The sequence below is a fragment of the Kocuria sp. NPDC057446 genome, from assembly GCF_042802875.1.
GTDB lineage: Bacteria > Actinomycetota > Actinomycetes > Actinomycetales > Micrococcaceae > Kocuria.
In genome coordinates, this window is sequence record NZ_JBHVDI010000039.1 from 1 (window position 1) to 24,848 (window position 24,848).

The window sequence follows — 24,848 nt, forward strand, 5'->3', positions numbered from 1 at the left end:
GGCCCCGGGCCCTCCCCGTGGTGTCCTCCGTGACCGGTTCAGAGCGTGAGCTCCTCCCGGACGGGTGGCTCCACCGCGATGTCGACGAACCGCGCCCAGTGGGGGCGCACCGCCACGAGCCGGGTGCTGTCCTTGCCCGTGGCGCCCGGGTGCCGGGCCTCCAGCACCTCGCCGGCGTCCCGCGCGGTGGGACCCTCCAGCACGGCGGCCTCGCCCTCGAGCTGGAACTCCTGGCCCGTCCCGGAGACCACCACGAGGGAGACCCGCGGGTCGGCGAGGAGGTTCGCGTACTTGCGGCTGCGCTCGTTCGTGCCGAAGACCAGCCGCCCGTCCTGCAGCGCCGCGAGATTGATCCACGCGGACTCGGGGCAGCCGGCGCCGCTGTTGGTCGCCACGACCCCGCCGCCGTGGGCGCGGACGAAGTCGATGACCCGGCCGGCGGCCTCCCGGGGGCTCAGAACAGGCTCCGCTGCGGCTCGACGAGCTCCGGGGAGTTGTTGCGCACGTTGCCGACCGCCGGATCCACCGGGTCCAGCACCCAGCGGGCGGCCGTCCGGTGCGCCTCGGCGCGCACCAGGTCCACGAGCTGCGGGGCGTCGTCCTCCCCCGGGCGCAGCCAGTCCCCCACGTGCTCGGGCGCCAGCGGGATCGGCATCCGGTCGTGCAGCTCGTGCAGCTCGGTGAGCACGGGGTGCTCGCCGGAGGGCTCCGGGGAGTCGGTGGTGAGGATGGAGCAGGACAGCAGCCAGGTGCTCCCGCCGCCGTCCCTGCCGGGCTGCAGGGCCCCGGAGTGCAGCTCCGTGCCCTCGGGCACCCGCCACCACTCGTAGATCCCGGCGAACCAGATGGTCTCCTCCGGGTCGGCCGGATGGACGTAGTACGGCTGCTTGCGCCCGCCCTTCCCGGCCCCGGGCTCCTTCTTCCACTCGTAGTAGCCGTTGGCCGGGACCGCGCACCGGCGGGCACGGACCGCCTTGCGGAAGGACGGCTTCTCGAGGACGGTCTCCGACCGGGCGTTGAACATCTTCGACCCGACCGCCGGGTCCTTGGCCCAGCCCGGGACCAGGCCCCAGCGGGCCACGTGCAGCTCGCGGACCAGCTCTCCGCCCCCGTCCCGGCCGTCCCCGCCCGTCAGGCGTTCGAGGACGATCGGCACGTCGGTGGTGGGAGCGGTGTTCCAGTTGGCCCGCAGCCGCTCGGAGTCGGCCTCGCCGAGGCTCTCGTCCGGGACGGCCCCGGTCTCGGCCACGAGGTCGCCCACGGCCCGGGCGATGACATAGCGTCCGCACATCTGCTGCCTCCTCGGTCTGCCCGGCCGGCGGCCGGGGCTCAGTCGGTGAGCGGCCCGTACCCCAGGTACTGGGAGTACATGCCGTACACCTTGCGGATCCCGCGCTCGACGTCGGCCACGGTGGTGCCCGGTCGCAGGTCGTCCACGGCCCCCGCGGTGGTGGGGTCCCAGTCCAGGTCGAGGGCGGCGTAGACGTCGGTGAGCACCGAGCGGATCGGTTCGGACTGCTCGACCACCAGCACGGTGCTGAAGTACCAGGCGCCCGCGACCACCCGCTGAGCGGTCCCGGCCAGCTTCACCTTCCGGCCCGGGGACGACGACGACGGCGGGTGCGTCCCGTGCACGCTGTGCTCGCCGGCGCAGTACTCGCCCGGGATCTCGCCGACGTCGGCCTCGATCTCGAGCTCCTCCAGGGCGGCCACGATCATGTCGCCGAACAGGCGGTAGCGGTCCTGGATGCCCGAGGTGGGGTCCTCGGCGGCCTCGAGGTGGTCGATGATCAGGCATCCGCCGTGGTAGGCGGCTGCCCGGCCCCCGACCTTGCGGACCAGGGGCTCGAAGCCGCTCTCGCGGGCGGCCCGCGCGGCGTCGGCGAAGCCCGGGCGCAGCTCGTCCCGGCGGCCGAAGGCGACCGTGGGGGCCGGTTCGTAGAGGCGCAGGACGGGCCCGCTGCGGCGCACGTCGGCGAGGAGGGTCATGGCGCTCTCGTAGTCCTGCTGGGCGCCCAGGGACTCGCGCTGGCGGAGAAGTTTCATGCTGGCCCCAGTCTAGTGGCGGATCCGGACGGTCCTGCGGCGGGTCACGCCCCGGCGATCCCGCTGCCGCGGAACCACCGGCCCAGGGCCAGGGCGCTGAGCTCCACCTTCTCGGCCCACGCGACCGCCTCCTCGTCGGCGGCGTCGGAGACGTGCTTGACCATCCGCAGCGGCACGCCCAGGTGCCGGCAGGCCACCGCGATCGCCCAGCCCTCCATGTCCACGAGGTCCGCCCGGGCGGCCAGGGCGTCCCGGGCGGGTCCGCCGGCCACGAAGGAGTCCCCGGTGGCGAGCACGGGCCCGTCGCCGCCGAGCTCGATGACGTTGTCCACGGGGATCCCCGCCGCGCGCAGCAGATCCTCGTCCACGTCGCGGTTGATGATCCGGGAGGGCTCGAGCACCCCGGTCAGCCCGGGCTTCAGGGCGCCGGCGCTGCCGATGTTGAGCACCGTCAGCTCCGCCCGGCGCCCGGGGTCCGGGCAGCGGGTCAGCACCGCCTCGGTGGTGCGCACCGCCGCGGCCGACATCCCGACGCCGGTCAGGACCAGGTCGATGTCCTCCGGGAAGTACGTGGTCTCCAGGGGGTGGGCGGCGAGAACGAGCAGCTGGGGCACCCCGTCACTCTATCCGCACTAGCCGCCGGCCCCGGGGGGGGGTCGCCGCGTCCCCACCCCGGAGCGGGGCTGCGAGCACCGGCGGATCTGACGTGCGAGCGGGGATCACGGCTCGTGCCGGCCCCGCAGCTCGAGGCGCCCGTCCGGGTGCACGGCGAGGTCGTACACCCGGTGCACGGCCCACTCCACGCGGGTCCCGGGCTGCGCTGCACGCTGTTCCACGACCAGCTCCACGAGCGGCGGCGCGGTCTTGACCAGCCCCGGCCGCAGCAGCGCGGTGACGCCCGGCTGCCCGGCGAGGACCGCCACGATCCGCTCCGGCGTCCCGCCGCCGGCGAGCGCGGACACCACGCGGTGGTCCAGCTCGTCCGGCTCCTGCCCCCCGAAGGGCTCGTCGCTCACCGCGTGAAGTACGTCATCGACGGGTCGGGCCGTCCGACGAAGCAGATCCAGCGAAACCCGTACCGGAGCACGTAGCTCAGCGCCTGACGCGCTTCCGCCTGGGAGGTCCCGAAGTCGAGGATCCAGTGGTCCCCGTCCACGAGCTTCCAGCGGCCGCCGACCTGACGGACCTCCACGGTGGCCGGGTCGAAGCCGATGCGGTCCTCGTCCGGCAACGAGCCCCGCGGGGCCTCGCCGTCAACGAGGTAGAACTCCATGGACGGGTCGGGCCGCCCCACGAAGCCCTGGGCGTTGAGCCCGTAGTGCGTGATGACGCCCAGTGCCCGGTCCGCCTCGGCCCGGGAGGAACCGAAGTCGAGCAGCCACATCCCGCTCGCCTCGATCTTCCACCGGCCGCCCGCCTGGACCACCTGCGCCGTGTTCGGGTCGAAGGGGATGATGTCGTGCCGGTTCTCGGGCACGAGCTCGGCGAACTCCGTGGCGCGGGTGACGTCCTCACCGCGGCAACCGTCGGCGGGGCACACGTTGGACCGGAGACAGGCACCGACCTGGACGTAGTCGGTCTCACCGCGCACGAGGATGCCCTCCAGGACGTGGGTGGCCGAGTCGAACACGGGCGAGCCCGAGTTCCCGCCGTAGGTGTCCAGGTTGGCGACGAAGAACCGGCGGGGGCTGTTGTCCCGCACGACCGCGCCGCCGGCGATCTTCTTCGGCAGACCTGAGGGATGCCCGATGACGTGCACCCCCGCCCCGTCGGCGATGCTGCCGGTGCGCCGCACCGTGACGTGACGGTGGTGGAGCACCGGCCGGTCGAGCTGGACGACGCACCAGTCGGTGCCCTCGGTGCCGATGGCGCTGCCGAGTATCCGGTGGCCGCGGCGGATCTCATCCTGGGAGAGCCGGGTGACCGGGACGGCCTCGTCCTGCATCTGGTAGCTGAAGACGAACCGGGTGGTGGCCAGGTTGCCGGCGTCCAGGCAGTGGCCTGCCGTGACCACGATGCTCGGATCGACCAGGAACCCGGAGCAGAAGGCGATCGTCGGCTGGGTGCGGAAGGGTTCGTCGGCGCACAGGCCGTACTCGTCGCCGATGACCGGGCCGTTGAGCGTGGAGGTGCCGTCACCGTTGTCGGTGATCTGGTCCGCGCCCACGAGCGCCACCGAGCTGTCGGCGTCGCGCAGCAGGGCGGTGTCGGTCACCTGGTAGACGTCCTGGCGGTCGTCGGTCCCGTAGATGACCCGCTGGCCGACGCGCAGCGCCTGGACGAGGTCCTCGTCCGACGCCAAGTCGAGCTGCGGTGACCGGGGCAGCTCACGAGCGGGGAGGACCGGTGCCCGAGGGCCGCGTGGCCGCGCGGTCGCCGGCGCCTGCCGACCCGCACCTGCCGCCCTCGCGCGCAGCTCCTGGAGCAGCAGCTCGGGGTTCACGTGCCCGAGCTCTTCAGCGCTCACGGCGTCCTCCTGCCCTCGGACCCCGTGCCGTTCGACGGGGTTCTCAGGGACATGCTGCGCCGGTGGGCGTTATGGCGGTGTTACCGCCCTCGGGGTCGGAACAGCCCGGTAAGCCGCCGGTCGGACTCCGCCTGCGCGTCGGGGTCGTACGCGCCGCCCGTCACGAGCAGCTCGTCGGCCCCGGTCCGCGCGATCAGCCGCTCCAGCCGGTCCCGGACCTCCGGGGCCGTGCCGTGGACGGAGCTCGTGAGGGCGTCCTCGACGAGGGCCCGCTCGCGGTCCGTGAACCCGTCCGGCTCCGTGGGACGGGCGGGGGCGAGGGGCGGGAACTCGCCCCGGGTGCGGGAGGCCGCCAGCGCGCGGGCCTCGGGCAGCAGCAGCTCCCGGGCGGCCGCGCGCGTCCGCGCGACCGCGACGTTGGCCGAGACCACCACGTGGGGCTTCGGCCACCACGGCGACGGGCGGAACTGCGCGCGGTACCGCTCGAGCACCGCGGTGCCGCCGCCGGGGCCCTCGCGGAAGAGCACCGGGCCGCCGAGCACCACGGCGAGTCCCGCCCGGGCCGCGGTCTCCACCCCGGCACCGGTCGCCAGGACGAAGACCGGTGTCGCGGCGTGGTTGCGGGGCCGGGCGGTGACGGGGGCAGCGCCGGAGAGGTGGGCGAGCAATTCCGCGAGGTCGTCCTCGAAGCGCTCCGCGGCGTCCCTGCCCGTGCGCAGCGCGGCCCGGACGGCGGCGGTGAAACCGAGCGAGCGGCCCACGCCGAGGTCGATCCGGCCGGGGTGCAGGGCCTCGAGGGTGGCCGCCTGCTCGGCGACCACGAGGGGCTGGTGGTTGGGGAGCATGATCCCGCCGGAGCCGATCCTGAGACGGTGCGTCCGGGCGGCCAGGGCGGCCATCAGCACCGCCGGCGCGGAGCCGACGATCCCGGGCACCGCGTGGTGCTCAGCCACCCAGAACCGGTGGTAGCCCAGCTCCTCGGCGCGCTCGGCCCGCGCGAGGACGCGGGCGAGACCCTCCGCCTCCGTGGAGCCCTCCCGGGTGGCGGCGCGGTCGAGGAGGGAGAGCGGGACGTCGGAGAGGGCCATGGTGCGCACAACCCGGGCGGTGGCGGAAGCATTCCGGGCCACCGCCCCTGGGGGGGGGAGCCCGGGGCCGGAACGGCCGGGGCCGGCGGTCCCGGAGTTCAGTCGGCGCGGTCGAGGGCCTCCTCGGCGGCGACCCAGCCGAGCATCGCGCACTTGACCCGGGCCACGAACCGGGACACCCCGGCGAAGGCCGCGGCGTCGCCGAGGACCTCCTCGTCGGGGACCACGGTGCCCCGCGACCGCAGCAGCTCCCGGAACGCCCCGATCAGCTCCCTCAGCTCGGCCCGCGTCATCCCCGGGGCCGTCTCGGCCAGCACGGAGGCCGCGGCCATGGAGATCGAGCAGCCCTCGCCCTCCCAGCTGAGTTGGGCCACCACCGGCTCCGCGCCCTCCGGGCCGGCGGCGAGCTCGACGCGCACGGTGATCTCGTCGCCGCACGTCGGGTTGTACTGGTGCGACTCCCCGGCCCCGTGCCCGGGTGCCGGGGCGGCCAGGCCCTTCCCGGAGCGCCGCTTGGCGTGGTCGAGGATGACCTCCTGGTACAGCCCGTCCAGCGCGCTCATCGCGTGTTCTCCACGCGGAAGTAGTCGCGGACCCCGGCGAGCTCGGCCAGGAACCGGTCGACGTCGGCGGTGGTGTTGTAGAGATAGGCGCTGGCCCGGGTGGTGGCGGTCAGCCCCAGCGCCCGGTGCAGCGGCTGGGCGCAGTGGTGGCCCACCCGCACGGCCACCCCGGCCGCGTCCAGGACCTGCCCGACGTCGTGGGCGTGCACCCCCGCCACGTCCACGGCCGCCAGCCCCACCCGCTCCCCGCCGGGGGGCGGGCCGATCAGGCGGATCCCCTCGAGCTGTCCGAGCCCGGCCGCGAGCCGCTGCCCCAGCTCGCGCTCGTGGGCGGCGACCCGCTCCATCCCGATGCCCTGCAGGTAGCGCACCGCCTCGGCCAGGGCCACGGCCTGGGCCACCCGCTGGGTGCCGGCCTCGAAGCGGGTCGGGGCCGGCAGGTACCGGGCTCCCTCCATGGTGACCTTGGTGATCATCGACCCGCCGGTGAGGAACGGCGGCATCGCCTCCAGCAGCCCGGCCCGCCCCCACAGTGCGCCGATGCCGGTGGGCCCGAGCATCTTGTGCCCGGAGAACACCGCGAAGTCCACCCCCAGGGCGGGCAGGTCCACCGGCAGGTGCGGCACCGACTGGCAGGCGTCCAGCACGCTGACCGCCCCCACCGCCTGCGCCAGGCCGACGAGGGCGGCGACGTCGGTGATCGCGCCGGTGACGTTGGAGACGTGCGTGAACGCCACGACCTTGGTCCGCTCCCCGATCACCTCGGCGGCGGCCGCGAGATCGAGGGCGCCGGTCTCGTCGACGGGGATCCAGCGCAGGGTGGCCCCGGTGCGGGCGGCCAGCTCCTGCCACGGGATGAGGTTGGCGTGGTGCTCGAGCTCGGTGGTCACGATCTCATCGCCCGGGCCCAGCCGGAACCGGGCGGCCGCCTCTCCCCCGCGCCCGGCCGAGGCGTTGGAGAAGGAGTAGGTGATCAGGTTGATCGCCTCGGTGGCGTTGGAGGTCCACACCAGCTCGGCCTCGGTGGCCCCCACGAAGCCGGCCACCACCCGGCGGGCCTCCTCGTAGGCGTCGGTGGCCTCCACGGCCAGGGCGTGGGCGCCGCGGTGGACGGCGGCGTTGCGGTGCAGGTAGAACTCCCGCTCGGCGTCCAGCACGGCCAGGGGCTTCTGCGAGGTGGCCCCCGAGTCCAGGTAGACCGACGGGCTGTTCGTCAGCAGCGGGAAGTCCTCCCGCAGCGCACGCACCTCGGGATCGGTCAGGGGCAGCACGTGGTTTCCTTCCATGCTCCGACACTGTACGGCCCGGGCCCGGACAAGACCCGGGCCGGTGCCTCCCGGCGTCACGGGGAACTGCGGCTAGCGGTGGCGGGGCCGGAGGTAGGTGTTGCCGTTCGCGTCCTTCTCGACCACGAACTCCTCCTGCAGATCCTGGTACCACTGCTGGGTCTGCTCGCTGGGCTGGTCCTGACCGCGGAGGTCGCGGGGGCTGCGCACGGCGGGGCCGTAGAACCGCATGGCGAAGTCGTCGAAGCGCCGGAACAGGCTGCGCCTGGGGGCGTGGTCGGGGTGCGGGTCCTTGGCCATGGTGTCCTTCCGGGTGGCGGTCCGAGCCTGTCCCCATGATCTCCCGGCGGGGCGCCGAAGGAGAAACCGGACCCGGTCCGCGACGGGCTCCGGCCGGGGGCCGCCCGACGCCTCCGGTCCGTGCCGTGCGCGCCCTGGCCGCGGCACCGCTCCGGTCCGCCCGGATGGGAGCGGTGCCGCCCTACGTCGCGGGTCTGTGCTCCGTGCCGCGCTCGTGCACGTAGGCGGCCATGGTGATCACGGTGACGAGCTGCAGAGCGACCACCACGAAGGTCCAGCCGCCCTCCGCGACGACGTAGACGGCGACCGAGACGGCCAGGACGACCGGCAGGACGTGCGGGACGGCGAGCGCGCTCGGGCGCTCGCCGGAGGCACCGGCGGTCTCCGGATCGGATGCGTCGCCGGGCTCGGCGGTCGGCTCCGGGGGCCCGGGCTCGTCGGCGGAGACGGCGGCCGGTTCGGTCTGTCGGCGTCGCGCCGAGTGGACGGTGCTGGCCAGCACGACGACGTAGAGCGCCGCGACGATGCCGGTGACGAACAGCATGACGGAGCCGTCGGCCTCGCCCACGCGCAGCCCCACGACCAGACCGAGGGCCACCGGCAGGAGCCAGAGCCCCAGGAGCAGCCTGTCGCGCACGGTCAGCACGAGGCCCTCCCCTCGTTCGACGATCCCCGTGACCGCATCCTCGCACCCGGTGGGCCCGCGTGTCTGACCCCTCATCCGGGGATGGCGCGGCCGGGGAGGCCGTGTCGGGGCAGCATGCCGGCGGACCGACGGCGGGTTCGCGCAGCAGGGTCTCCGTGACCGGAAGGGGCCGCCGGCCGTGCGGGACCGGCGGCCTCGTCGGGCGGAGCGGGCTGTGACGTCACGCTCCGCCGGTGGCCGTCGTCCGCGGCGCGCCGTGCGGTGGCGGACGGGCACCGGACGTAGAACAGGAGGGTGCCCCGCGCTCCCTCCACCGGGCGCACCCTCCCCCCAGTCCCCAGGAGCACCATGCGCACCATCCCCTTCTCCTCCCCTGCCCCGGGAAGGGACCCGGCGCCCCGCCGCGATGCCGCCGTGGGACGGTGGCTCGTGGCCGTGCCGCTGCACCTCACGCTGGCGATGGGGCTGCTGGCCGGCTGCGCCTCCAGCACCGCGTCCACCGCCCCGGGCACCGATCCTGGCCCTGTCCCGGGTACGGTGACGACGGTGTCCGCGGCCCCGTCGTCGAGTGCCACGTCCGGCGGCACCCCCTCGTCCACGGCCTCGAGGACCCCGGGATCGGTCACCACGGTCGCCCCGGCGCCCTCCTCGGCGCCGGAACCGTCGGAGTTGCCCGTCCGCGCCGTCTCCCCGCCCTCGAGCGCGTTCCTGGCTCTGGAGGACCTGCCGGTCGCCGCCGCCGGGACGATGTCCGACTACGACCGCGACGCCCTGTTCGGCGGGTGGATCGACGCCGACGGCGACTGCGAGGACACTCGCAACGAGGTCCTTGCCCGGGACCTGACCGGCGTCACCTCCGCCGACGGGTGCCGGGTCGACACCGGCACGCTCGCCGACCCCTACACCGGGGCGACCATCGAGTTCGTGCGCGGGGTCGCGACGTCCCACGAGGTCCAGGTGGACCACGTGGTCTCGCTGGGCAACGCCTGGGTCACCGGGGCGCGCCGGCTCTCCCCGGCCGATCGCGTGGCCCTCGCCAACGACCCGCTGAACCTGCTGGCGGTCGACGGCCCGGCCAACGGGTCGAAGTCCGACCAGGACGCCTCCGGGTGGTTGCCCCCGAACCGGGCCTTCGCCTGCGAGATGGTGGCCGTCCAGATCGCGGTGAAGTCCCGCTACTCCCTGTGGGTCACCGCCCCGGAGAAGACCGCCATGGCCGAGGTGCTCTCCGGGTGCCCCGACCAGCAGCTGCCCGGCGGCATCCCCTTCGGCGACATCCCCGGCGGCACCGGGGCGGGGCTCTCCCCCGCCGAGGTCCCGCAGGCGCCGGCGCCCGAACCCGCGCTCGCCCCCGCGGACGTGCACTACGCCAACTGCACGGCGGCCCGGGAGGCCGGTGCCGCCCCGCTGCTGCGCGGGGAGCCCGGCTACCGGGCCGCCCTGGACCGTGACGGTGACGGCGTCGCGTGCGAGTAGGACGACGGACGGACGAGGACCGGACACCGAACACGCCGCCCGCCCCGGGCCGGCGCCGGCCGGCGCCGGGTCTTCCCGGCGTCCTCAGCCCTGCCGGGCGGGCCGCAGTCCGGCTGGGCGTGCTGGTTCCGCCGCGCGGCGGTGCGGCAGCGCGTCCCACAGGGATCCCGCGGCCATGCCCACGAACCAGAGGCAGGGGAACCACCAGCGCCCGCCGCCCAGGTGCAGGTAGCACGACACGACGAGGACGAGGGTCAGCGCGGAGTTGAGGAACATCAGCGTCATCTGGTGCGGCACAGCGGCCCCCTTCACTGGTCGACGGCATGCCCTCCGCATCGTGGCACGGCGGTCCCCGTCCCGTCTGACCCCTCTTGGGTGGGCAACTCTCCGGCGGGCCACCCCGGTTCGCCGCGCGGGCCGCCTACAGTGGGAATCCCGCCCCCCAGCGAAGCAGAGGCACCCCATGAGCACGAAGGCCGTCGTCACCAGTCTGTTCCTCGCGTCCGGTCTCGCCCTGGCCGGCTGCGCCGGCGACCCCCAGGCCCCGGAGGAGACCCCCGCCGCCCGGACCTCGCCCTCCCCGTCGGCCACGGCCTCGGCGACGACGCCGGAGCCGACCACCGAGCCGACCGGCGCGCCGGCCGAGAAGCCGGCCGAGGAGCCGACCGAGGAGCCGACCGAGGCATCGAGCGGGGAGCCGGCGGAGGAGTCGTCCGAGGAGTCGGCCGAGGACTCCCCGTCACGGCCCGAGGCCGCTCCGGTGGAGCCCGTTCCCGCCGATGCGTGGTCCGCGTTCACCGGGACGCCCGAGGGTCAGCCGTACGCCGGGACCGTGTCCCGGATCGAGCAGCAGGCGGCCCAGGGCGGCGGGACGGCCCACCGGATCACCGCGACCACGACCGACCGTGCCGTGGCCGTCGAGATCTGCCGCTCCTACCAGTCCTCGATGGGCACCGGCCAGGCCCGGATCGACGTCGTCGACACCGTCGGGCAGCTCCTGGCCTTCGCCGCGGACGGTCCCGGGAGCTGCCAGGTCCAGGTGAACACGGACGTGGGGGCGCTGCCCTTCCCGGAGAAGTTCAGCTACGAGGAGGCCCTGGCCGCGTGGCGGAGCGGGGTGCCCTACTACGACGCCTTCTGCATCAACTACGACCCGGTGACGGAGGCCGGTGTCGCACAGTGCACGGGCATCGAGAACGGCACGGTGGACAGCGTGACCGGGGAGTACATCGGCGGCTGAGCGGCATCCGCACGGGGCGACCGGGTGTCGGCGGCGCCCCGTGCGGCGTATCCTGCCCATCATGGGGAACACTGTGCGGCGGGCGGTCTTCACCACCCGTGACCCGGCCCGGGCCCTGGCCAAGCTGGACGAGGTCTACACCCTGCGGGACGTGCAGTGGGTCACGGGCGGGGACCTCTCCATGTCCCTCTCCTCGACCGACGCGGCACCGGTGGGCTGCGACCGGCTGCGGCTGGGCGGCTCCTCCGTCCTGGGCACCACCGAGTGCGCCGACGTGGTGCGGATCGGCCATGTGCTGGACGGCGTCCTGAGCACCACCAGCGGCCCCGACCGTCTGCCGCGCCGGGGTCCGTTCCTGTTCCCGCGGCTCCCGTGCACCAGCTACTGGGCGGACCTCGACCTGTTCAGCGTCTCCGTGGACGGCGCCGCGGTGGCGGAACAGGCCAGGCAGCTGCTGGGGGCGGACTCCTTCCGCCTGCAGTTCACCGGCACCCGCCCCGTGAGCCCGGTCATGGCCCGGTACTGGTCGAGCACCGTGGCCCACCTGCAGCGCGACCTGCTGCCCAACACCCAGGTGATGAGCAGTCCCCTCGTCCGGAGCGAGATGACCCGGTCCCTGATCACCGCGCTGCTGCACACCTTCCCGAACACCTTCCTCCAGGGGCCGCCGGTGCCCGACGTCCCCGCCCCCCACCCGGCCGCGCTGCGCCGGGCGGTCTCGTTCGTCGACGCCCACCTGAGCGAGGACATCGGGCTGCCGGAGATCGCCGCCGCCGCGAGGCTGAGCCCCCGCGGAGTGCAGGCGGCGTTCCGCCGCGAGCTGCGGACCACCCCGACGGCCTACCTGCGCTCCGCCCGGCTCGAGGCCGTCCACCGAGATCTGCTGGCCGCCGACCCGACCACCGGGGCGACGGTGGAGGCCGTCGCCGCCCGCTGGGGCTTCACCCACCGCGGACGGTTCGCCGCCGCCTACCGGGACAGCTTCGGTCAGGCCCCGTCCACCACCCTGCACGCATGACGGCGTCGCACCGGAACCCGGGGAAGAACGACGTGACGGACCCGCTGCCCATCCGCCTGCGCGTGGCGACCAACGATCCGGAGGTCGCCGGCGACAGGCTCCGGCAGACGTACGCGGGGGCAGAGATCCGCACGCCTCGCGACGACCCCGCGTTCGCCTACCGCCAGGACGTGGACGGGGACGCCGAGCTGAGCCTGGGGCGATTCCACTTCGGGGGCCGTGGACGGGTCAACCTGGTCCTGGAGGACACGCTCACGGTGGTCCGACGCCGCACCGGCACCCACCGCTGGGAGGTCGACGGCCGGCGCGGCACCGGTCTGATGGTCATCCAGCCGCACGAGGCCTACCGGGCCGAGCTGGAGTTCCTGGAGGCCGACTCGCTGAACCTGCACCTGCCCGCTCTGCAGGACACCGCCCGCGCCGTCCACGGCGACCAGGACCTCGAGGTCGCCTTCGACCATCCCCGGCCCGCGTCCCCCGCGCACGCGAAGTACTGGGCCGACACCTTCGACTTCGCCCACGGGATCCTCACCGACCCCGCGATCTCCACCGTCCCCCTGCTGCGGGCGGATCTGCACCGCCGGATGGCGGTGGCCACGCTGGAGACGTTCCGCCTCTCCGGCGACCCGAGGACCCGGAGGATCTCGGTCGCCGCCCGGCAGACCGCCCACCGGCAGGCCGTCGAGTTCATGCACGCGTCCCTGTCGCTGCCGATCACGGTCGAGGACGTCGCCCGCCACGTGGGTCTGAGCACGGTCGAACTCGCCGGGGTGTTCCGCTCCCGGACGGGGATCACCCCCGCGGCCTACCTGCGCGGTCTGCGGCTGGCGGCCGCCCACCAGGACCTGGTCCGCGGCACCCCGGCCGGTGGTGGGACGGTGCGCGCGATCGCGCTGCGCTGGGGCTTCCCCCACGCCGGGGACTTCGCCCGGCGTCACCGGCACGCCTACGGCGAGAACCCGGCGCGCACCCTGCACGAATAGGCCCGGGAGAGCCCGACGGCGCACGGGCCCAGCGGGCGCTCGGGGCGCAGGCGTCTCAGGTCCCGCAGTAGGTCGTGTAGGCACCGAAGTCGTCCGGCGGGCCGGCGGCGTACCGTTCCAGACCGGGACGCTCCTCGTAGGGGGAGGTCACCGCCTCCAGGAGCCGTCCCAGCGGGTCGAGGTCGCCGTCGACGGCGGAGGCGAGGGCCTCCTCGACGAGGTGGTTGCGGGAGATGTACGCGGGGTTCACCCGATCCATCACGTCCGGGTCCGGGCCCGCGGCGCGCCAGCGCTCGGCCCAGGCGTCGAACGCCGGCAGGTCGAGGACCAGGTCGCGCGCGGCGTGCGCGCCGGTGCGGGCGGTCCCGCCCAGGGCGCGGAAGAACGAGGTCCAGTCGACGTGGTTCTGCTGGAGCAGCACGAGCACGTCGTCGACCAGGGTCGCGGCGACCTCGTCGTCGAGGTCCCCCGGCAGACCGAGCTTCGACCGCATCCCCGCCGACCAGGCCGCGCTGTACTGCCGCGGGAACGCCTCGAGCGCTCCCTCTGCCAGGGACACCGCCCGGTCCTGGTCCTCGTCGAGCAGCGGCAGCAGGGCCTCGGCGAGCCGGGCCAGGTTCCACTGCGCGGCGACCGGCTGGTTCCGGTAGGCGTAGCGCCCGCCGTGGTCGATCGAGCTGAACACCGCCGAGGGGTCGAAGACGTCCAGGAACGCGCACGGGCCGTAGTCGATGGTCTCGCCCGAGATGGTCGTGTTGTCGGTGTTCATCACGCCGTGCACGAACCCCAGGAGCATCCACCGGGCCACGAGCGAGGCCTGGGCGGCGACCACCGCCTCGAACAGCGCCAGGTACGGGTGCTCCGCCTCGGCGGCCTGGGGGTGGTGGCGGCTGACGGCGTGGTCGGCGAGCCGGCGCAGGAGGTCCAGGTCGCCCGTGGCGCGGGCGTACTGGAAGCTGCCCACGCGCAGGTGGCTGCTCGCCACCCGGGCGAGCACGGCCCCCGGCAGCAGGCTCTCGCGGCGCACCTGCCGCCCCGTGGCCACCACGGCGAGGGACCTGGTCGTGGGAACGCCCAGCGCGTGCATCGCCTCGCTCACGACGTATTCGCGCAGCATGGGCCCGACGGCCGCGAGACCGTCGCCGCCGCGGGCGAAGGGCGTCCGCCCGGAGCCCTTGAGGTGCAGGTCCCACCGGTGGTCCTCGGCGTCCACGACCTCGCCCAGCAGGAGGGCGCGGCCGTCGCCGAGGCGCGGGGAGAACGAGCCGAACTGGTGCCCGGAGTAGGCCTGCGCCACGGGCATGGCCCCGGCCGGCACGAGGTTGCCCACGAGCAGGCGGGCGCCCTCCGGGCTCCGGAGCCACTCCGGGTCCAGCCCCAGCTCGGCGGCGAGAGGCTCGTTGAGGACCAGCAGCCGGGGGTCGGCGACGTCGTCGGCCCGCCAGGGCACGGACAGCTCCTCCAGCTCCCGGGCGAAGCGGCTCTCGAGGGTGACAGTGGTCTGGGGTGTGGTACTCACATCGCCCACGCTACTCGGAGAACCTGAGTCCTGCCGGGGGGGGCGGCGGGACTCAGGAGCGCTCGGCGGCGCGCAGCACGGCCACGAGGAAGTCGCTGTCCTGCCGGAACGGGCGCAGGTCCCAGGTGGACAGCAGCAGGTCGGGCACGAGGCCCGCCCGCTCGGCGTCCGCCAGGAACTCCGGGAACGGGTAGCCCCGGCCGGCACCGAAGCCCACGGCCGCCCGCCCGTCGGCCGCCAGGTGCCCACGGAAGCGGCGCAGCACCTCGATGCGTGTGCTGGGGGCCAGGAAGGCCATCACGTTGCCGGCGCAGACGACGGCGTCGAAGGGCTCCGGGACGCCGCGGGCGGACAGGTCCAGCTCCGCCAGGTCCCCCACCATCCACCGGGGTCCGGGGTGGTCCTCCTCGGCGGCGACGACCAGGGCAGGGTCGACGTCGACCCCGACGACAGTGTGCCCGCGGCGGTGCAGGTGGCCGCCCAGCCGGCCGGGCCCGCAACCGGCGTCGAGGATCCGTGACCCGGGCGGGACCAAGGCCTCGACCAGCCGCGCCTCCCCCACGATGTCCTCACCGGCGGCCGCCAGGGCCCGGAACCGCTCCACGTACCACGAGGAGTGTCCGGGGTCCTCCCGCACCTTCTGCATCCACACGCTCTGCTCGACCACCTCGTCAGGGTACCGCCCGCCGTGCGAGGTTCCACGCGGACGCCGTGCGGAAGGGGCGCGGTCAGCCGTCGTCCTCGACGAGCTCGCCCTCCCATGCCTCCCGGCCCTCGTGGACGGCGAAGACCGCGATGACGAATCCTGCGACCGGGTCCACCCAGGCGGCACCGGTGAGCCCGAAGACGACCAGCCCGGCAAGGGTGGAGACGGAGAGCAGGACGCAGATCCTGGTCTCCGCGGCATCGGCCAGGATGAGGTTGTCACCGAGCTCGGTGCCGACCTTCTTCTTCGCCGCGGCCAGGACCGGCATGACGATCAGGGACAGGGCCAGGACCGCGACGCTCACGGGTGACGATCCGGGGGTCTCGCCCGCGAGCAGGGAGCGGATGCCCTCGACGGTGACGTAGGCGGCGAGGAGGAAGAACGTCACTGCCACCAGGCGCAGGGTGATCCTCTCCTTGCGCTCGTCCGTCCCGCCGTGGCGCAGGCGCGCGGACAGGCGCAGCGCCACCAGCACCGCGGCGATGGACTCGATGCCGGAGTCGATGCCGAAGCCCACCACCGAGACGAGACCGGCGAGCAGGCCGGCGGTGATCGCGACGGCGCCCTCGACGACGTTGTAGCCGACGGTGAACTGGGCCAGCCGCAGACCCCGGCGCGTCAGGCGTTCGGTCTCGGTGGGTGTCAGGGTTCCGGGTGCGCTCACCGGCCGGCTCCCTCGGGGCGGCCGACGGCGGAGCCTAGCGCGGGCCGGGAGCCGGTGGCCGCCGACGGCGTCTCCGCCGCGGCCGGGAACTCCGGCAGCTCCGGCAGCGGCGGGACGTGGATCATCTGCCGCCTCCCGGCCCGCTCTTCCTCTTCTGCCTGCATTTTCACGGTACCGCGCGAGGTGGGGCTTGTGGCAAGACCCCCGGCGCACGGCAGAATGCTCGGGCCGGGACCGGGACCGGGACCTGCGGACGGAGGCACAACAGATGGACGAGCATGCGGTGGTGGTCGTCGGCGGAGGACCGACCGGACTGATGCTGGCAGGAGAGCTGGGGTTGGCGGGGATCGACGTCGTCGTCGTCGAACGGCGGGCCGGCCAGGACCTCGTCGGCTCGCGCGCCGGTGGTCTGCACGCGCGGACGATCGAGGTCCTCGACCAGCGCGGCATCGCCGACCGGTTCCTCGCGGAGGGAACAACCGCTCAGGTGGCCGGGTTCGCCGGAGTTCCCCTGGACATCAGCGACTTCCCGACCCGTCATCCCTACGGTCTCGCACTGTGGCAGGAGCACATCGAACGGATCCTGGCCGACTGGGTCCGGGAGCTGGGAGTGCCCGTCCGCTACGGGAACGAGGTCGCGGGCCTGGCGCAGGACGACGCCGGCGTCGACGTCGAGCTGTCCGGCGGCCGCCGGCTGCGGGCGCGGTACCTCGTCGGGTGCGACGGTGGGCGCAGCGTCGTCCGCAGGACGGTGGGCGTCCCGTTCCCCGGGTGGGACCCGACGACGAGCAGCCTGCTCGCCGAGGTGGAGCTGACCGAGGAGCCGGACTGGGGCATCCACCAGGACGGCGTCGGCAAGCATGCCTTCCGCCGGCCCGAGGACGGAGGACCGGTCGGGGTCATGGTGACCGAGCGGCATGTCCTCTCCGGTCGGGAGCCGACTCTGCGGGACCTCCGCGACGCGCTCGTCGCCGTGTACGGGACCGACTACGGGGCCCACAGCCCCGTGTGGATCACCCGGTTCACCGACATGACCCGGCAGGCGGCGTCCTACCGGATCGGGCGGGTGCTGCTGGCCGGCGACGCCGCGCACGTGCACGCCCCGGACGGTGGACAGGGTCTCAACACCGGTGTCCAGGACGCGGTGAACCTGGGCTGGAAGATGGCCCAGGTCCTGGAAGGGGTCTCGCCGGAGCGCCTTCTGGACAGCTACCACGCCGAGCGCCACCCGGTCACGGCGCGCGTGCTCCGCACCACGATGGCCCAGGTGGCGCTGCGGCGTCCCGACGAACGCATCCGGGCCGTGACGGACACGATCGCCGAGCTGCTGAGCATGGACGAGCCACGGCGGCGGTACGCCGCGATGATGTCCGGCCTGGACATCCACTACGACCTCGGTGCGGGACACCCGCTGCTCGGGCGGCGCATGCCCGATCTCGACCTCCGCACGGCCGACGGCCCGACGCCGGTCTACCGCCTCCTGCACGAGGCCCGGCCGGTGCTGCTCGACCTCGGCACCCCCGGCGGCATCGGCGTCGGGGCCTGGGCGGACCGCGTCCGGCTGGTCACCGCAGTGCACCGCGGCAGCTGGGAGCTTCCAGTCCTCGGGCCCGTTCCCGCTCCCACCGCCGTGCTGGTCCGGCCGGACGGGCACGTCGCCTGGGTGGGCGACGGGAGCACGTCAGGTCTCGAGGCCGCGCTCACCACCTGGTTCGGTCCTCCTCCCGGGGCCCGTGCCCTCAGCGGAGATCGAACCGGTCGAGCTCCATGACCTTGACCCATGCGGCGACGAAGTCGCGCACGAACTTCTCCCGGGCGTCGTCGCCGGCGTAGACCTCCGAGATCGCCCGCAGCTGGGAGTGCGAACCGAAGACCAGATCGGCCGCGGTGGCCGTCCACAGGAGCTCGTCCGTGGCGAGATCGCGGATCTCGAAGACGTCCTCCGAGGGCCCGGACTCCCGCCACTCCGTGCCGGCGGCGAGCAGGTTGACGAAGAAGTCGTTGGTCAGCGCCTCCTTCCGGTCGGTGAGGACGCCGTGCGCCGACTGCCCGTGGTTCGTGCCCAGACTCCGCATGCCGCCGACCAGGACCGTCATCTCGGGGGCGGTGAGGTTGAGCATGTAGGCGCGGTCGAGCAGCAGCGTCTCGGGCGAGAGCCGCACGTCGGACTTCACGAAGTTCCGGAAGCCGTCGGCCTGCGGCTCGAGCACGGCGAAGGATTCGACGTCGGTCTGCTCCTGCGTGGCGTCCGTGCGCCCGGGCCGGAACGGGACCTGGACCGGGTGACCGGCGTTGCGGGCCGCCTGCTCGACGGCCGCGCAGCCGCCGAGCACGATCAGGTCGGCCAGCGAGATCCTCGTGCCGTCGGACCGGGCACCGTTGAAGTCCTCCTGGACCTGCTCGAGGACGGTCAGCACCTCGGACAGCTGCTCCGGCTCGTTCACCTCCCAGCCGCGCTGCGGCTCGAGCCGGATGCGGGCACCGTTGGCCCCGCCCCGGTTGTCGGTGCCCCGGAAGCTCGCCGCGGAGGCCCACGCGGTGGAGGCCAGCTGCGCCACGGTCAGCCCGGAGCCGAGGAGGGTCTCCTTCAGGGCGGCGACGTCGTCGTCCCCGACCAGGTCGTGCTCGACCGCCGGGACCGGGTCCTGCCACAGCTGCGGCTCCGGCACCCACGGCCCCAGGAAGCGCGTGACCGGGCCCATGTCGCGGTGCAGCAGCTTGTACCAGGCTTTGGCGAACGCCTCGGCGAACTCGTCCGGGTGCTCGTGGAACCGCCGCGAGATCTTCTCGTACTCCGGGTCGGCCCGGAGCGCGAGGTCGGTCGTGAGCATCGTCGGCCGGTGCTTCCTCACCGGGTCGAAGGCGTCCGGCACGGTCTCGGTCGCGTCCTTGGCGACCCACTGGTGGGCCCCGGCCGGGCTCTCGGTCAGCTCCCACTCGTGACCGAAGAGGTTGCCGAAGAAGCCGTTGCCCCACTGGGTCGGGGTGCTGGTCCAGGTCACCTCCAGACCGCTGGTGATCGCGTCCGGACCCTTGCCCGTCCCGTAGGAGCTCCTCCACCCCAACCCCTGACCCGTGACCGGGCAGGCCTCCGGCTCGGGACCCACGTGGTCGGCCGGCCCGGCGCCGTGGGTCTTGCCGAACGTGTGCCCGCCGGCGATCAGCGCGACCGTCTCCTCGTCGTTCATGGCCATCCGGCGGAAGGTCTCGCGGATGTCCCGGGCGGACGCGACCGGGTCGGGGTTGCCGTTGGGGCCCTCGGGGTTGACGTAGATCAGCCCCATCTGGACCGCAGCGAGCGCGCCCGAGAGCTCGCGGTCACCGGCGTAGCGCTCGTCGCCGAGCCACGTGTCCTCGGGGCCCCAGAACATCTCTTCGGGCTCCCAGACGTCCTCGCGCCCGAAGCCGAAGCCGAACGTCCTGAAGCCCATCGACTCGAGCGCGACGTTCCCGGCGAGCACCAGCAGGTCGGCCCATGAGATCTTCCGGCCGTACTTCTGCTTGACCGGCCACAGCAGGCGCCGGGCCTTGTCCAGGTTGGCGTTGTCCGGCCAGCTGTTGAGCGGGGCGAACCGCTGGGCCCCCTCCCCGGCACCTCCCCGGCCGTCGGCGATCCGGTAGGTGCCGGCCGAGTGCCAGCTCATCCGGATGAACAGCCCTCCGTAGTGCCCGAAGTCGGCGGGCCACCAGTCCTGCGAGGTGGTCATGAGCTCGACGAGGTCGCGCTTGAGCTCCTCGACGTCGAGTGTCGCGAACTCGCTCGCGTAGTCGAAGTCGGGGCCCAGCGGGTCGGTCGTGGTCGAGTGCTTCCGCAGGACACCCAGATCCAGCTGGTTGGGCCACCAGTCCTGGACCGTCCGTGGCTGAGCGGTCTTCGGGGTGGGTGCGTCGATCGCCGGGTTCTCGCTCTCGCTGCCGTGCACGGGAGCATCAGAGGTCTGGGACATGGGTCTTCCTTCCAGGGTGACGGTGCCGGTCCACGGTGGACCGCGCTCCCAGGGGCATCGCCCCGGTGGACGGTCCGGACTCGTGGACGGACAGCGCGAGGTCGGCGGTCGCCATCGGGCACGAGCCGGCACCGGCCGGACTCCGGAGGGCGTGTGCCTCTGCTCGGGGCGGCCCGTCGAAGGAGTCACGACGGACGCCGCGGGTGAACGAGGCCGTGCCGTCGCCCGGGGGCGCGGACACGGCGTTCGTGACCGCCGGCAGGGTCGGCTCGACCCGCAGGGCGGTGCTGCGAGGGAGCTGCTGGAGATCCAGCTGTGCGTCCACCCCTCAAAGTCTTGTGGCCGGTCCGGAGCGCGTCAAGGCTCCGCGGCGTCCACGGTCCGTGGCGGACCGGGTTCAGCCCGCGGACGAGGGGGCTGTGGAGCCGTCCGCGGCGTCCGCCGCCGCCATCTGCGCGTACGACGCCGAGACCCGGCGGTAGACCGGGGTCAGGAAGGCCAGCAGTGCGGCCGCGATCATGACGAGCCCGGCCACCAGGAACACCAGGGCGATGCCACGCGAGGTGCCCTCCCCCAGCAGCGGTGCCAGCTGGGCGGAGCCCTCCGCGGACCGCGCGTACGGGATGATCCAGAACTGGGCGATCGGGGCGATGAGGAACGCGGTGATCGGCGCCGCCGCGGACTCGAACGCCATGGCGAAGCCGAAGACCCGGCCCTGCCGCTGCAGCGGCACCACCCGCTGGATGATCGTCTGCTCGGCGGCTTCCACGAACGGCACCAGGACCATGTACAGCCAGATGCCGGCGACGTACAGCCAGGCCCACTCCCGCAGCGTGAACACCGCGCCGACGACTCCCATGACGATCACCGCGAGCAGCATCGTGCGCAGCGGGTTGGGCCCGAGCCCGAACTTGCCGATCAGCGCCCCGCCCACGATGAACCCGGTGGCCCCGAGCGCGAAGACCGTGCCCCAGATCTCCACGGGGAACAGTTCCAGGCCGTAGGGGTCCATCAAGGCCATGTAGACGCCGCCGATGAAGTTGTTGAACGTGGAGAACAGGATGAGCGCGAACAGCCCGGACACGGCCAGCACGGCGGCGAGGGAGCCGCGCAGGTCGAAGCCGCCGTGGGCGTCCGTGGCCGTGGCGCGCACCTCCTCCGGCATGCGCAGGGTCAACAGGTGCACGAACGCCAGTGTGGTGAGCACCACGGCGACCACGACCGTCCAGCCCATGCCCAGCAGCCCGACCGACAGTCCGGAGAGCACCGAGGTGACGATGAACATCAGTCCCTGCACCATGCCCACCAGCCCGTTGGCGTTGGCGCGCCGGTCCGGCTCGATGAGGATGGTGACCGTGGTGGACAGGGCGATGTTGCGCATGTTCTCCACCACCGCCCCGATCAGGATGACCAGGGTGAAGACCCAGAACCACGGGCGGGTCAGGTCCAGCAGCCAGGCGGTGGGCGTCAGCAGGAACATGACCCCGGCCAGCACGAACATCACCAGGGTGAAGCCGGCGGCGAAGCGCATCACGGCCAGCTTGCGGTAACGGTCCACGAAGGTGCCGAAGCTGATGCTGGAGAGCGCGATCAGCAGCATGTACGCGCCCCCGATCACCCCGGTGGCGATCACGTTGCGCGTCTCCAGGTACACCCAGAACGTCAGGGCGAACCACAGGTAGCTGGCCGTGATGTTGGCCAGCGCGGTGTTTCCCAGGATCCCGGCGAAGGTGCGGGAGCGCTGCGCCGGACTGCGTACGGAGGTGTCCACGGCCTCGGGATCGATCAGCCCCGGGGCCTGGCCGTCATCTCTCGGAGCGGGCGTGACGGCCGCGTCCGCGGAAAGTGCCGCACGGCCCGTGGGGGCCGAGGCGGCCCGGGACGAACCCGGTTCCTGCTCGTTCATGCGGCCCAGCGTAGTGACGGGCGCGGACACGGTAGCGGCCCGGGGCAGAGACCGGAACACAGCCGTGATCGACCGGATCACCGTGTCGAGGACGGGCGGACACTGAGCAGATGCGACGGGTCGTTCCTCATCGCGACTGCGCCCTGGCCACTGTCGACGACAGTCCTGCGTGCCCGGGCGCTGAGGAACCGGTCCACAGCGCACCGGCCAGCCGGTGCGTCGCCCGACCAGGTGATGGCCGCGACGGGTGCCGCCCTTCTCGACCGGTTCCTCCCCCCTTAGCGAGTCGGAGGTGCCGGGGAGAATGGCCTCATGACGGCGACGGCGCAGCGGCAGCTCCGGGCTCGGGTGGTCCACGAGGGACCTCCGGACCGGCCCCTGCTTCCGGAGCCGGCCGGGCCCGGGGCGCGGGGCGAGGTGGTGCGGGCCGCGGCCGTCGGGCTCGCGGACGCCGCGGCGGCGGAGGCGCGGGCGGTGGGCGCGCAGATGCGCTGCATCCACCGGCTGTGGCTGGCGGCGCAGGCGGTGCGCACGGCGGCCCGGTTCGAGGCGATGGCGCAGGTCGAGGCCGAGATCTGCGCGCACGGATTCGTCCGTCCGGACCCGCTGAGCCCGTTGGCCGAGGCGGAGCACCAGCTGGTCGTGGACGTGGCGGCCGAGGTGGGACCGGCCCTACGGTTGCCGTCCGGCACAGCCCGGCGACGGGTGGAGGACGCCGTACTCCTGGCCGAGATGCTGCCGGAGGTCCTGGCCGCCCTGGAGAACGGCCGGATCGGTGCGTCCCAGGCCACGGTCATAGTGGAGCAGTGGCGCGAGCTCATCGAACAGGCGCCGACCTGGACTGCTGCAACGTGCGTCCCGCCACCTGTCGAGGCCGTCTGCCGTCTGATCACCGAACTCCTGGACCGGGCCCCGCACGCCACGGCCGCGCAGCTGCGGGCAGCGGCCCGCGCCCGGCGGGCCGTGCTCGTGGCCGACGCCGAGGAACGCAGCCGGCGCACCGCGCGGAAGAACCGTGCGGTGTGGGTGGAGCCGGCCGCCGACGGGACCGCCTATCTGCACGCACTGCTGGACGCCCACGTGGCGGTCGCCGTGCACGACAGGCTCCAGGACCTGGCCTCCCTGCTCGGCGAGGACGTACCGGCGCCCGACCGTCCCAAACCGGCCTACCCACCACGATTCGAGGGCCCTGAGGATGCCGAGCCGCGCTCCCCCGGCGAGCTGCGTGCCGACGTGCTGGCGGATCTATTGCTGGACGGTGTCCTGCCGGAGGAGCCGGGTTTCCCGCGCGGGGTTCGGGCACGGGTGAGCGTGATGGTACCCGTGGCGTTGCTGACCGGCGGAGGCACCGGGGCGGACCCGGCCGCCTGCGGCGTCCCTATGCTTTCCGGCTTCGGACCGATCAGCGCGGAGGTGGCCCGCCAGCTGGCCGCCGGCGCCGGGGCCTGGCACCGGGTGCTGACCCACTCGGTTTCGGGGGTGGTCCTCGACCACGACCGCGCCGTCTACGCCGTGCCCCGGGACCTGCGTCGCCTGGTCGAGCTGCGCGACGGGACCTGTCGCTTCCCAGGATGCCGGCGCCGGGCCGAAGGCTGCGATCTCGACCACACGGTGGCCTGGGCCGACGGCGGCCCGACGGCCGAGCACAATCTGGCCGCACTGTGCCGGCGCCATCACCGGGTCAAACACCGCCACGGGCACCTCGGGGCCTGGTCGGTGCGGCGGATCGCGCCCGCCCCGGACGAAGGGAGGGCCGGGAGCCCGTCCGCGCACAGCGCGGCACTGGAGTGGACCTCACCCGGTGGGCTCGTGCACCGTTCTGTGCCCGAGCACGTCAGCGGCAGATGCGGCCCGGCCGGCCGCCGGAGCACACCGACCACCGGGCGGCCACCGGGCGACCCTCCACCTGTGGGTCCGGCCGCTGGTTCTCCGCCCGACGATCTCCCGCCCGACGACTCCCCGCCCTTCTGAGACCGACGAGCCCGCGCTCCGTGCGGAGGACACACGAGGCGCCTCGCTCGCACGTGGGCGCCGTCATCCGGGTGCGAGGGGTTGCCCCCCGCATCCCGTCGCGAAAAAATCGGGCACCACGGACGACGCTGGAGCAGACCGGAGGACCACACCATGGGCATCATCCAGGTCGACCTCTTTCTCACCCTCGACGGCGTCTACCAGGCGCCGGGCGGGCCCGACGAGGACCGTGAGGGCGGCTTCGAGTTCGGCGGCTGGCAGGGGGCCTACTTCGACGACGAATCGGGTGCAACGATCAGCGCCGGCATCGAGCGTCTGGACGCGCTGCTGCTGGGCCGCAAGACCTACGACATCTTCGCCGGCTACTGGCCGGCCCACGGCGGAGCCGACCCGATCGCCGAGAAGTTCAACGCGGTGCCGAAGTTCGTCGTGTCACGCACGCTGACCGCCCCGTCGTGGGAGGGAACCACGGTGCTGACGGACGTCGCGACCGAGGTGCGAGCACTGAAGGACCGGTTCGATGACGTCCACGTCATCGGCAGTGGCGACCTCGTAACAACACTGCTGGGGGAAGACCTCATCGATCGGCTGAACCTGCTCCTCTATCCGCTGGTCCTGGGCTCGGGCAAGCGGCTCTTCGGCCACGGCACCGTCCCGGCCGCCTTCACCCTGGGAAAGCCGCCACGGGCGTTCCCGGGAGGAGCGATCTCGCTCGTCTACGAGCGGGCCGGCGACCCGGTCACCGGCGTCGACGTCGCACAGCGGCCGCAGTAGGCGACAGCCGAGCTTCGTGCACCGGACAACCCCGTCTCGGGGACGACGACGGTCCGACCCGGTTCCGCTATCGAAGGCCGTGCGGACGAATCCCACCTCGATCTCGTGGTCAGCCACCCCGTGCCCCGCAGGGAAAATGTTGGTCGGACACCAGCTGCCGATTCGGTGTCCGCCGCTTCACCCCGCTGGTGCAGGCCTTCGCCGAGGTGCGGGTGCCGCGGACCGGGACCCGCACCTCGGCGCCGGCC

At 73.6% G+C, this 24,848-nt stretch carries 26 protein-coding genes; 7 read left to right on the forward strand and 19 right to left on the reverse strand.

All coding sequences use genetic code 11. The features are described from left to right. Window positions 1-38: 38 nt before the first annotated feature. The 11 genes from ACFU0Y_RS06965 to ACFU0Y_RS07015 form a co-directional block, all read right to left on the reverse strand. The gene (locus ACFU0Y_RS06965; RefSeq protein WP_380213761.1) at window positions 39-458 is read right to left on the reverse strand and encodes a pyridoxamine 5'-phosphate oxidase family protein; all 420 of its coding nucleotides are present in this window, start codon (window positions 456-458) and stop codon (window positions 39-41) included. Then, window positions 455-1,291, reverse strand: a complete 837-nt coding sequence (locus ACFU0Y_RS06970) for an SOS response-associated peptidase (protein ID WP_380213733.1) — start codon at window positions 1,289-1,291, stop codon at window positions 455-457. Before ACFU0Y_RS06970 ends, ACFU0Y_RS06965 begins: the two co-directional genes overlap by 4 nt. 38 nt (window positions 1,292-1,329) lie before the next feature. Continuing rightward, a complete protein-coding gene (locus ACFU0Y_RS06975) occupies window positions 1,330-2,046 on the reverse strand; it encodes a biotin/lipoate A/B protein ligase family protein (protein WP_380213734.1) in 717 nt (238 codons plus the stop codon). Window positions 2,047-2,090: 44 nt separating this feature from the next. After that, on the reverse strand, window positions 2,091-2,660 hold the full coding sequence (locus ACFU0Y_RS06980) for a nucleosidase (protein WP_380213735.1): 570 nt from the start codon (window positions 2,658-2,660) through the stop codon (window positions 2,091-2,093). A 105-nt stretch (window positions 2,661-2,765) separates the two neighbouring features. Continuing rightward, window positions 2,766-3,062, reverse strand: a complete 297-nt coding sequence (locus ACFU0Y_RS06985; RefSeq protein WP_380213736.1) for a hypothetical protein — start codon at window positions 3,060-3,062, stop codon at window positions 2,766-2,768. Then, window positions 3,059-4,513 carry a trypsin-like serine peptidase gene (locus ACFU0Y_RS06990; RefSeq protein ID WP_380213737.1) on the reverse strand — a complete coding sequence of 485 codons (1,455 nt, stop codon included), beginning with the start codon at window positions 4,511-4,513 and terminating at the stop codon, window positions 3,059-3,061. Before ACFU0Y_RS06990 ends, ACFU0Y_RS06985 begins: the two co-directional genes overlap by 4 nt. Window positions 4,514-4,593: 80 nt before the next feature. Further along, window positions 4,594-5,601 carry an MsnO8 family LLM class oxidoreductase gene (locus ACFU0Y_RS06995; RefSeq protein WP_380213738.1) on the reverse strand — a complete coding sequence of 336 codons (1,008 nt, stop codon included), beginning with the start codon at window positions 5,599-5,601 and terminating at the stop codon, window positions 4,594-4,596. A gap of 98 nt (window positions 5,602-5,699) precedes the next feature. Further along, window positions 5,700-6,164, reverse strand: a complete 465-nt coding sequence (gene sufU, locus ACFU0Y_RS07000) for a Fe-S cluster assembly sulfur transfer protein SufU (RefSeq protein WP_380213739.1) — start codon at window positions 6,162-6,164, stop codon at window positions 5,700-5,702. Next, window positions 6,161-7,450 carry an aminotransferase class V-fold PLP-dependent enzyme gene (locus ACFU0Y_RS07005; RefSeq protein ID WP_380213740.1) on the reverse strand — a complete coding sequence of 430 codons (1,290 nt, stop codon included), beginning with the start codon at window positions 7,448-7,450 and terminating at the stop codon, window positions 6,161-6,163. The genes sufU and ACFU0Y_RS07005 overlap by 4 nt, the downstream gene beginning before the upstream one ends. Before the next feature lie 72 nt (window positions 7,451-7,522). Further along, a complete protein-coding gene (locus tag ACFU0Y_RS07010) occupies window positions 7,523-7,750 on the reverse strand; it encodes a hypothetical protein (RefSeq protein WP_380213742.1) in 228 nt (75 codons plus the stop codon). A gap of 181 nt (window positions 7,751-7,931) precedes the next feature. Beyond that, on the reverse strand, window positions 7,932-8,471 hold the full coding sequence (locus ACFU0Y_RS07015) for a hypothetical protein (RefSeq protein ID WP_380213743.1): 540 nt from the start codon (window positions 8,469-8,471) through the stop codon (window positions 7,932-7,934). A 273-nt stretch (window positions 8,472-8,744) separates the two neighbouring features. On the opposite strand from ACFU0Y_RS07015, the gene ACFU0Y_RS07020 reads away from it, so the two are divergent. Beyond that, window positions 8,745-9,872 carry an excalibur calcium-binding domain-containing protein gene (locus ACFU0Y_RS07020; RefSeq protein WP_380213744.1) on the forward strand — a complete coding sequence of 376 codons (1,128 nt, stop codon included), beginning with the start codon at window positions 8,745-8,747 and terminating at the stop codon, window positions 9,870-9,872. 84 nt (window positions 9,873-9,956) lie between these two features. On the opposite strand, the gene ACFU0Y_RS07025 is transcribed toward ACFU0Y_RS07020, so the two are convergent. Further along, window positions 9,957-10,169 (reverse strand): hypothetical protein, encoded by a 213-nt coding sequence (locus tag ACFU0Y_RS07025; protein WP_380213745.1) that lies wholly within the window; start codon window positions 10,167-10,169, stop codon window positions 9,957-9,959. A gap of 166 nt (window positions 10,170-10,335) precedes the next feature. Here ACFU0Y_RS07025 and ACFU0Y_RS07030 point away from each other — a divergent pair, with 166 nt between their 5' ends. From ACFU0Y_RS07030 to ACFU0Y_RS07040, 3 genes are all read left to right on the forward strand, one after another. Further along, a complete protein-coding gene (locus tag ACFU0Y_RS07030) occupies window positions 10,336-11,112 on the forward strand; it encodes a hypothetical protein (RefSeq protein WP_380213746.1) in 777 nt (258 codons plus the stop codon). 61 nt (window positions 11,113-11,173) lie between these two features. Continuing rightward, window positions 11,174-12,130 carry a helix-turn-helix domain-containing protein gene (locus ACFU0Y_RS07035; protein WP_380213747.1) on the forward strand — a complete coding sequence of 319 codons (957 nt, stop codon included), beginning with the start codon at window positions 11,174-11,176 and terminating at the stop codon, window positions 12,128-12,130. Beyond that, window positions 12,127-13,113 carry a helix-turn-helix transcriptional regulator gene (locus tag ACFU0Y_RS07040; protein ID WP_380213748.1) on the forward strand — a complete coding sequence of 329 codons (987 nt, stop codon included), beginning with the start codon at window positions 12,127-12,129 and terminating at the stop codon, window positions 13,111-13,113. Before ACFU0Y_RS07035 ends, ACFU0Y_RS07040 begins: the two co-directional genes overlap by 4 nt. A gap of 55 nt (window positions 13,114-13,168) precedes the next feature. Here the strand turns inward: ACFU0Y_RS07040 and ACFU0Y_RS07045 are convergent, their stop codons facing one another. The 4 genes from ACFU0Y_RS07045 to ACFU0Y_RS07060 form a co-directional block, all read right to left on the reverse strand. Continuing rightward, a complete protein-coding gene (locus tag ACFU0Y_RS07045; protein WP_380213749.1) occupies window positions 13,169-14,632 on the reverse strand; it encodes a YdiU family protein in 1,464 nt (487 codons plus the stop codon). 52 nt (window positions 14,633-14,684) lie between these two features. Then, entirely contained in the window at window positions 14,685-15,299 is a 615-nt protein-coding gene (locus tag ACFU0Y_RS07050; RefSeq protein WP_380213750.1) for a class I SAM-dependent methyltransferase, read from the reverse strand. Window positions 15,300-15,360: 61 nt separating this feature from the next. After that, window positions 15,361-16,002, reverse strand: coding sequence for a cation diffusion facilitator family transporter (locus ACFU0Y_RS07055; protein WP_380213751.1), 642 nt, complete (start codon window positions 16,000-16,002; stop codon window positions 15,361-15,363). Then, a complete protein-coding gene (locus ACFU0Y_RS07060; protein ID WP_380213753.1) occupies window positions 15,999-16,127 on the reverse strand; it encodes a hypothetical protein in 129 nt (42 codons plus the stop codon). The genes ACFU0Y_RS07055 and ACFU0Y_RS07060 overlap by 4 nt, the downstream gene beginning before the upstream one ends. 143 nt (window positions 16,128-16,270) lie before the next feature. On the opposite strand from ACFU0Y_RS07060, the gene ACFU0Y_RS07065 reads away from it, so the two are divergent. Next, a complete protein-coding gene (locus ACFU0Y_RS07065; RefSeq protein ID WP_380213754.1) occupies window positions 16,271-17,773 on the forward strand; it encodes an FAD-dependent monooxygenase in 1,503 nt (500 codons plus the stop codon). On the opposite strand, the gene katG is transcribed toward ACFU0Y_RS07065, so the two are convergent. From katG to ACFU0Y_RS07080, 3 genes are all read right to left on the reverse strand, one after another. Beyond that, window positions 17,742-19,949: a catalase/peroxidase HPI gene (gene katG / locus ACFU0Y_RS07070; protein ID WP_380213755.1), complete on the reverse strand. Its 2,208-nt coding sequence runs from the start codon at window positions 19,947-19,949 to the stop codon at window positions 17,742-17,744. The genes ACFU0Y_RS07065 and katG overlap by 32 nt on opposite strands. Beyond that, the gene (locus ACFU0Y_RS07075; protein WP_380213756.1) at window positions 19,933-20,274 is read right to left on the reverse strand and encodes a hypothetical protein; all 342 of its coding nucleotides are present in this window, start codon (window positions 20,272-20,274) and stop codon (window positions 19,933-19,935) included. The genes katG and ACFU0Y_RS07075 overlap by 17 nt, the downstream gene beginning before the upstream one ends. A 72-nt stretch (window positions 20,275-20,346) precedes the next feature. Beyond that, window positions 20,347-21,855 (reverse strand): MFS transporter, encoded by a 1,509-nt coding sequence (locus tag ACFU0Y_RS07080; protein WP_380213757.1) that lies wholly within the window; start codon window positions 21,853-21,855, stop codon window positions 20,347-20,349. A gap of 312 nt (window positions 21,856-22,167) precedes the next feature. Here ACFU0Y_RS07080 and ACFU0Y_RS07085 point away from each other — a divergent pair, with 312 nt between their 5' ends. Continuing rightward, window positions 22,168-23,826, forward strand: coding sequence for a DUF222 domain-containing protein (locus ACFU0Y_RS07085; protein ID WP_380213759.1), 1,659 nt, complete (start codon window positions 22,168-22,170; stop codon window positions 23,824-23,826). Window positions 23,827-23,979: 153 nt separating this feature from the next. Beyond that, window positions 23,980-24,600, forward strand: coding sequence for a dihydrofolate reductase family protein (locus ACFU0Y_RS07090; protein WP_380213760.1), 621 nt, complete (start codon window positions 23,980-23,982; stop codon window positions 24,598-24,600). Window positions 24,601-24,848: the final 248 nt, after the last annotated feature.

Excerpts from the sequence above, each read along its gene's own strand:
- ACFU0Y_RS06995 (WP_380213738.1), bottom strand. The coding sequence starts at position 5,601 with ATGGCCCTCTCCGACGTCCCGCTCTCCCTCCTCGACCGCGCCGCCACC.
- katG (WP_380213755.1), bottom strand. The coding sequence starts at position 19,949 with ATGTCCCAGACCTCTGATGCTCCCGTGCACGGCAGCGAGAGCGAGAAC.
- ACFU0Y_RS07085 (WP_380213759.1), top strand. The coding sequence starts at position 22,168 with ATGACGGCGACGGCGCAGCGGCAGCTCCGGGCTCGGGTGGTCCACGAG.
- ACFU0Y_RS06975 (WP_380213734.1), bottom strand. The coding sequence starts at position 2,046 with ATGAAACTTCTCCGCCAGCGCGAGTCCCTGGGCGCCCAGCAGGACTAC.
- ACFU0Y_RS07030 (WP_380213746.1), top strand. The coding sequence starts at position 10,336 with ATGAGCACGAAGGCCGTCGTCACCAGTCTGTTCCTCGCGTCCGGTCTC.
- sufU (WP_380213739.1), bottom strand. The coding sequence starts at position 6,164 with ATGAGCGCGCTGGACGGGCTGTACCAGGAGGTCATCCTCGACCACGCC.
- ACFU0Y_RS07090 (WP_380213760.1), top strand. The coding sequence starts at position 23,980 with ATGGGCATCATCCAGGTCGACCTCTTTCTCACCCTCGACGGCGTCTAC.
- ACFU0Y_RS07020 (WP_380213744.1), top strand. The coding sequence starts at position 8,745 with ATGCGCACCATCCCCTTCTCCTCCCCTGCCCCGGGAAGGGACCCGGCG.
- ACFU0Y_RS07005 (WP_380213740.1), bottom strand. The coding sequence starts at position 7,450 with ATGGAAGGAAACCACGTGCTGCCCCTGACCGATCCCGAGGTGCGTGCG.
- ACFU0Y_RS07060 (WP_380213753.1), bottom strand. The coding sequence starts at position 16,127 with ATGATCCACGTCCCGCCGCTGCCGGAGCTGCCGGAGTTCCCGGCCGCG.
- ACFU0Y_RS07080 (WP_380213757.1), bottom strand. The coding sequence starts at position 21,855 with ATGAACGAGCAGGAACCGGGTTCGTCCCGGGCCGCCTCGGCCCCCACG.
- ACFU0Y_RS07040 (WP_380213748.1), top strand. The coding sequence starts at position 12,127 with ATGACGGCGTCGCACCGGAACCCGGGGAAGAACGACGTGACGGACCCG.
- ACFU0Y_RS07035 (WP_380213747.1), top strand. The coding sequence starts at position 11,174 with ATGGGGAACACTGTGCGGCGGGCGGTCTTCACCACCCGTGACCCGGCC.
- ACFU0Y_RS07015 (WP_380213743.1), bottom strand. The coding sequence starts at position 8,471 with ATGAGGGGTCAGACACGCGGGCCCACCGGGTGCGAGGATGCGGTCACG.
- ACFU0Y_RS07065 (WP_380213754.1), top strand. The coding sequence starts at position 16,271 with ATGGACGAGCATGCGGTGGTGGTCGTCGGCGGAGGACCGACCGGACTG.
- ACFU0Y_RS07010 (WP_380213742.1), bottom strand. The coding sequence starts at position 7,750 with ATGGCCAAGGACCCGCACCCCGACCACGCCCCCAGGCGCAGCCTGTTC.
- ACFU0Y_RS06970 (WP_380213733.1), bottom strand. The coding sequence starts at position 1,291 with ATGTGCGGACGCTATGTCATCGCCCGGGCCGTGGGCGACCTCGTGGCC.